The organism is Desulfovibrio sp. UIB00, from assembly GCF_022508225.1.
Taxonomy (GTDB): domain Bacteria; phylum Desulfobacterota; class Desulfovibrionia; order Desulfovibrionales; family Desulfovibrionaceae; genus Desulfovibrio.
In genome coordinates, this window is the sequence record NZ_JAETXJ010000004.1 from 296,117 (window position 1) to 302,695 (window position 6,579).

At 60.2% G+C, this 6,579-nt stretch carries 7 protein-coding genes; all 7 read right to left on the reverse strand.

Annotated elements, in window-relative coordinates; translation table 11 throughout:
- Positions 1 to 15 precede the first annotated feature (15 nt).
- Positions 16 to 1,944, reverse strand: a complete 1,929-nt coding sequence (gene nuoL / locus JMF94_RS09235; protein ID WP_240824809.1) for an NADH-quinone oxidoreductase subunit L — start codon at positions 1,942 to 1,944, stop codon at positions 16 to 18.
- A gap of 2 nt (positions 1,945 to 1,946) precedes the next feature.
- Entirely contained in the window at positions 1,947 to 2,246 is a 300-nt protein-coding gene (gene nuoK / locus JMF94_RS09240) for an NADH-quinone oxidoreductase subunit NuoK (protein WP_342662208.1), read from the reverse strand.
- Positions 2,246 to 2,896, reverse strand: coding sequence for an NADH-quinone oxidoreductase subunit J (locus JMF94_RS09245; RefSeq protein WP_240824810.1), 651 nt, complete (start codon positions 2,894 to 2,896; stop codon positions 2,246 to 2,248). The genes nuoK and JMF94_RS09245 overlap by 1 nt, the downstream gene beginning before the upstream one ends.
- A 102-nt stretch (positions 2,897 to 2,998) precedes the next feature.
- Positions 2,999 to 3,682: an NADH-quinone oxidoreductase subunit NuoI gene (gene nuoI / locus JMF94_RS09250; RefSeq protein WP_240824811.1), complete on the reverse strand. Its 684-nt coding sequence runs from the start codon at positions 3,680 to 3,682 to the stop codon at positions 2,999 to 3,001.
- A 14-nt stretch (positions 3,683 to 3,696) separates the two neighbouring features.
- Entirely contained in the window at positions 3,697 to 4,665 is a 969-nt protein-coding gene (nuoH, locus tag JMF94_RS09255; RefSeq protein WP_240824812.1) for an NADH-quinone oxidoreductase subunit NuoH, read from the reverse strand.
- 78 nt (positions 4,666 to 4,743) lie between these two features.
- The gene (gene nuoD, locus JMF94_RS09260; protein ID WP_240824813.1) at positions 4,744 to 6,054 is read right to left on the reverse strand and encodes an NADH dehydrogenase (quinone) subunit D; all 1,311 of its coding nucleotides are present in this window, start codon (positions 6,052 to 6,054) and stop codon (positions 4,744 to 4,746) included.
- On the reverse strand, positions 6,047 to 6,579 hold a 533-nt coding region (locus JMF94_RS09265), incomplete at its 5' end, for an NADH-quinone oxidoreductase subunit C (protein WP_240824814.1). The genes nuoD and JMF94_RS09265, both read right to left, overlap by 8 nt.

Below are 6,579 nucleotides of genomic sequence, written 5' to 3' on the forward strand. Positions count from 1 at the left end.
ATCTCCCCGCCGTTGTTAGGAAAAAAAGCCCAGTTGCAATACCAGCAAGAGCGCTGCCGCGCCCCCGGCCAGCCATGTCAGATAGTGTGCCACCTGCCCGTCCTGAAGCCTTTGCAGGCTTGTGGACAGTCTGCCGATGGCGCGCGGCACGCCATTGACCACGCCTTCAATACCGCGCGTGTCCACCACGCCCAGCAGCAGGTTGTCCGCCAGCCTCAGCGTGGGCCGCACAAGGCAGGCCACGTAGATTTCGTCCACCCAGTACTTGCGGGAAAACAGTCGATACAGGCCAGAAAAAGCACCCGCCACCTTGCCCGGCAGTTCCAGCCTGCGGCAATACATGAACCATGCAAGGCCGATGCCCGCAAAACCAGCAACTACGGAAACAACCATCAGCCCAAGCTCCACCGCGCCGGAAACATGCACGTGCGGATGCCCCGTCACCGGAGCGAGAAAATCCGCCCAGTGGTTGGAGCCGCCCAGAACATGCGGAATCCCCAGCCAGCCCGCAGCTACAGCCCCCACGCCCAGCACCAGCAAGGGAACAGTGACCACGCGCGGCGATTCGTGCAGATGCTCGCGCTGGTGTTCCGTCCCCCGAAACTGGCCCGTGAACACGCTGAAATACAGGCGGAAGGAGTAAAAAGCCGTCATAAAGGCCACCAGCACGCCCACGCCCCAGGCCAGATACCCCGTGAACGTGCCCGCGTTGAAGGCCATGAGCAGGATTTCATCCTTGCTGAAAAAGCCAGCCAACCCCGGCACACCAGCAATAGAGAGCGAGGCCAGCAAAAAGGTTGCGCTGGTAATGGGCATGTACTTTCCAAGCCCGCCCATGGAGCGCATGTCCTGCTCGTGGTGCATGCCCAGAATCACCGAGCCGCAGCCAAGGAAGAGCAAGGCCTTGAAAAATGCATGGGTAAACAGGTGGAACACGCCAGCGCCGTAGGCTCCCACGCCGCAGGCAATGAACATGTAGGCCAGCTGGCTGATGGTCGAATAGGCCACCACCCTCTTGATATCGGTCTGCGTGAGGGCGATGGTGGCGGCAAACAAAGTCGTGACCGCGCCCACCACGGTGATGACGGTCAAGGCCGTGGACGACAGCGCAAACAGTGCGTTGCAGCGCGCCAGCATGAAGACGCCCGCCGTCACCATGGTGGCCGCGTGGATAAGCGCGCTCACCGGGGTGGGGCCTTCCATGGCGTCGGGCAGCCACACATGCAGGGGCAACTGAGCCGACTTGCCCACCGCGCCGCAGAACAGCAGCAGACAAATGAGCGTGGGCACGCTGACCGTATAACCGCACAGGGTAAAGGTCATGCCCTCAAGCACGGCGGCCTGGGGCAGCACGTCCGCATAGTGCAGGCTTTCAAAAATGGTGAAGATGCAGAACAGCCCCAACAAAAAGCCAAAGTCTCCGAACCTGTTGACGATAAAGGCCTTTTTGCCCGCATCCGAGGCGGAATCTTTTTCGTAATAAAAGCCGATGAGCAGGTAGGACGAAAGGCCCACAGCCTCCCAGCCAAAAAAGAGCTGCAAAAAATTATTGCCCATGACCAGCATGAGCATGGAAAAGGAAAACAGGCCAAGATAGGCGAAAAAGCGGTAATAGCCCTTTTCGCCCCGCATGTAGCCCACGGAATAAATGTGCACCAGGGTGCTGACGCTGGTAACCACCACCAGCATGACCGCCGTGAGCTGGTCCACCAGAAAGCCAAAAGTCACGCGCAGGTTGCCGGAGGCTATCCAGGTGTGCACATCGGCATTGACGATGTTGCCCGCCAGCACATCCCGCAGGGCAAGCAAGGCGCAGACAAGGGAGACTCCAATGGCCGCGATGGGCAGCCAGTGGGCGCGCTCGCCCCATTGGCGGCCACAGATCAGGGTAAGCACAAAGGCCAGCAAGGGGCACAGAGGAATAAGCAGCAAATATATTGGCATGTTTACCCCCGCATCGTGGTTATGTCTTCGTTACGCACGCTTTTGTGGCTGCGGAACAGACAGATGACAATGCCAAGCCCCACTGCGGCCTCGCAGGCGGCAACGGTGATGATAAAGATGGTAAAAGCCTGCCCGCGCAGCGCGTCCATGAAATAGCTCATGGCCACCAGATTAAGGTTGACGCCGTTGAGCATCAGCTCAAGCGAGAGCAACATCACAATAATGTTGCGGCGCGTAAGAAACCCGGCCACACCTATGCAGAATAGCACTGCTGCCAGCGCCATGTACCAGGAAAGGGGAATCACGCCGCGCCTCCTTGGTCTTTGTTGCCGCTCGCGCAAGGGCAGGCATTGTTTTGGGCCTGAGCCGGGGCGGGTGTGCACACGGGCTGCCTGCGCGCAAGGGTCAGGGCAGCTACCAGAGCCACCAGCAGCAGCACACCCGCAATTTCCAGCGAAAGAAAATGGTTGGTGAACAGCTCGCGGCTCAAGGCCTTGGTGTGCGTGACCTCGCGCAGGGCTTCAAGGGGCCATTGGCCCTTGCCGCCCGGTACAAAGCCTGCCACGCCCCAGAGCATGCCGCCGCACAGGGCAGCCGCCAGCGAGTAGCCCACAATGGGTTTGGGGGTCAGGGCGGGCAGCCGCAACTCGCGTTGCAGGTTCACCAGAAAGAGCACAAAAAGATACATAACCAAGATGGCCCCGGCATAGACGATGATCTGTATGGCTGCCAGAAATTCGGCCTGCAAGGTCAGGTAGACCGCCGCCATGTGGAAGAACAGCAGCAGCACCAGCAACACGCAGTGAATGGGATTGCGCAGGCTGATAGCCAGCACGCCGCACACGGTTATGACAAAGGCGCAGTATAGAAAGAATATTTCACCAAACACCGTTCCACCTCCGCAGTGGACTTGCGCTCTGTTCAGGGATGCCTCGGCAAGGAGGCCTGTCATCCACGTTCTCCGCCCATCGTGCAGTGCATGCTTTTTCCGCTGCGGGCAAGGTGGCCTGCAAGGCACGGGCATTGCCGCAGATCAGCACAGATTTTTGACAGATCATTGCGCAGCACCGTCCTGATGCGCCTGACCATGGCCGGGCGCGCTCGGATTCGGCTCTGCGCCTTGCGCATGCGTAGCGCGGTGATTCTTGCCCACCCACTGCTCCGCTCCTCTCCATTCCGCATCCACCGCCACCCGTTTGGCATGGGCAAGCGCGCCCTCGGGCATGTTGCGGGGGCGGCACAGGGGGTTCACATAGCCTTGCATATCGCCCTTCTGCGCTGCAAAGTCGTCCCAGTTGTCCAGCAGGGCCTGCTTGTCAAACTTGAAGGCTGAACGTCCGTTGGCCGCGTAGGCATAGACTTCCGTCAGCACAATGGCGTTCACCGGGCAGACCTCCGCGCAGTAGCCGCAAAAAATGCAGCGCAGGGCATCGATATTATAGGCATCCACCACGCGGCTGTTATCTGAGGCGCGGCTCCAGCGAATGCGTATGCAGTGCGAGGGGCATACCCGCGCGCAGCGCATGCAGGCAACGCAACGGCTCTCGCCGGTTGCAGCATCGCGTACCAAGGCGTGCCGCCCGCGAAAACCAGCGGCAACCACGGGTTTTTCTTCCGGGTACTGCCGCGTGATGGGGCGGTTGAACATGCGCCGCAAGGTCAGGGCCATGCCCTGGGCTATTTCTGTCTGCAACAGGGTTTGCAGCCAGTTGCGAGGCGCTTTGTACTGAATCTGCATAGTTGCTCTCCTCGTCAAGAGGCTAGGGCCTTGCCCAGGGCGGTAATCACAATATTGAAGAGCGCCAGAGGGATAAGCACCTTCCAGCCAAGGGCCATGAGCTGGTCGTAGCGGTAACGCGGCAGCGTGGCCCGCACCCAGAAAAAGAAAAACATGACGCCATACACCTTGAGCACCAGCCAGAACGGCGGGAAAAAGCCCACATCAACCGGGCCGCGCCACCCCCCCAGAAAGCAGACCACGCCCACCGTGGCCATCACAAACATGGACGTGTATTCGGCCATGAAAAACAGGGCGTAACGCATGCCGCTGTATTCCGTGCAATAACCGGAAACAAGCTCGCTTTCCGCCTCGGGCAGGTCAAAGGGCACGCGGTTGGTTTCCGCCAGCATGGCAACGCAAAAGATAAAAAAGCCAATGCACTGGCGGAAGGCGAACATGCCAAAAAACGAATCACCTTGCGCGGCCACAATGTCGCCCAGATTGAGCGAACCGGAGAGCAGCATCACGCCCACAAGGCTGAGGCCCATGGCGATTTCATAACTGATCACCTGGGCCGAGGCCCGCAACCCGCCAAGAAAGCTGAACTTGGAGTTTGAGGCCCAGCCCGCCAGCACAACCCCGTAGCCGCCAAGGGAACTCATGGCGAACACAAAAAGCAGGCCGATATTGATGTTGGACAAGGCCCAGCCCTCGGCCCACGGCAGGATCGCCAGCGAGGCAAAGGCGGGCACCAGACAGATGATGGGAGCAAGCATGAAGATGGGCTTGTCTGCCGCCGAGGGGATGATATCTTCTTTAAAAAAGCTCTTGATGCCGTCCGCAATGGGTTGCAGCAGCCCAAGCCAGCCCACGCGGGTGGGGCCCATGCGCATCTGCATATGGCCGATGACCTTGCGCTCAAAATATGTGGCATAGGCCACATGCAGCAGCACGACCACCAGAAGCACAAGAAGTTGCAGTACAATTACCAGAACATTCATGGTTTCCCTGCCAGATTGGTTGTAGCCGTAAACCCGGTTTGCCCTGCGCAGCCATAGGCCTTGCAGTCTGCCCCCTATTTACCGGTCAGATTCTCCCAGCACCACGTCCATGCTGCCGATATTGGCGATAAGGTCGGCAATGAGTCCGCCCGGGGCAATGCTTGCCAGCGCGCCGATATGAATAAACGACGGGCCGCGCACGTGCATTCGGTAGGGCCTGCTGCTGCCGTCGCTCACAAAGTAGAACCCAAGCTCGCCCTTGGGGGCCTCCGTGGCTACGTACACATCGCCGGGCATGTAGATATTGTTGTCATGCATGACCTGCCGCAGGCTGCCGCCAAAAAGCGCTGTTTCGGCCTCGCTGCGCCACGCCCTGTAGGGCATGAGCAGATCGGGGGCGTCTGCCGCGAGGGTCGCGCCGGGGGGGAGCTGATCCACGCACTGTTGCAGAATGCGCACAGACTGGCGCATTTCTTCCATGCGGCAGCGGTAGCGGGCGTAAATATCGCCATCGCTGCCCAGCGGCACTTCAAAATCCACCAGATCATAGGCATCGTAGGGTTCGTGTTTGCGCACATCGTAATCCACGCCCGAGCCGCGCAGGCAGGCCCCGGTGAGGCCTAGGGCCAGGGCTTCCTTGCCGTTCAGCACGCCAACGCCCACCGTGCGCTGCAACCAGATGCGGTTGGTATCGAGCAGGGTTTCGTACTCAAGTATGCGCTTGGGGAAGATATTGAGAAAATCCTGCAAGCCGTCCATGAAGCGCCCTGTCACGTCCTGCCGCACGCCGCCAATGCGCGGATACGTCAGGGTGAGGCGCGCGCCGCAGAGGTCTTCAAAAAGATCCAGCAGCATTTCGCGCTCGCGGAAGCAGTACAGAAAGACGGTCATGGCCCCGATATCCAGCGCGTGGGTGGCAAGCCAGAGCAGATGCGAGCACAGACGCGACATCTCGCAGGCAATGGTGCGGATGTAACGCGCCCGCAGCGGAGCCTGCACGCCCAGCAGCTTTTCCACCGCAAGGCAGTAGCCCGTGTTGTTGGACATGGCGGCGATGTAGTCCAGCCGGTCGGTGAGGGTGAGGGCCTGCGCGTAGGTGAAGGTTTCGGCCATTTTTTCAAAGCCACGGTGCAGATAACCCACCTGCGGGTCGCAGCTCAAAATGGTTTCACCCTCAAGCTCAAGGTCGAGGCGCAACACGCCGTGCGTGGCAGGGTGCTGCGGCCCGAGGCGCAGGCTGGTACGGTCCTCGTCGCTTTCGTCAAAGCAGTCAAAGTTGTCAGCGTCTTCGGGCAGTTCCCTGCCCAGCAGTTCCTGCACGTTCTGACGCCCCACAGGCTGACCGTGACGCACGGGGCATTCAATGCTCTGCTTGCGGATATCACTCATGCTTTTCTCCCCCCTGCCAGCTCAGGGCGTCCGCCTCCCTAGCGTGTTCGCGCAGTTCGGTCAGGCCAGACCACTCAGGCACGCCACGCGAGGGGATGCGCACAGGATAGGCCTTGCGCAGGGGGTGGCCCTGCCAGTCGTCAGGCAGCAGGATGCGGCGCAGATCAGGGTGCCCCTTGAAGTGTATGCCCATGAGGTCAAAGACTTCGCGCTCAAGCCAGTTGGCCACAGGCCACAAAGGCACGGCGGAATCAAGGCCCGCATCGGGATCGTCCAGTTGGGCGCGCAAACGCAGGGCACTGCGCTGATTCACGGAATACAGGTTGTAGACGACCTCAAACGCGCCAAGGCCCTCCTGCTTGCGGCGGCTGTTGTCCACCCCGCAGAGCGAGCGCAGGTGCATCATGTCAAAATGCTCCCTGGCGTAAACCAGCAAATCAAGGATGCGACCGTGACGCAACAGCACCGCCGTCTGGCCACGAAACTCCTGTATGTCGAGCACTTCCTGCGGAAAAGCCTCACGCA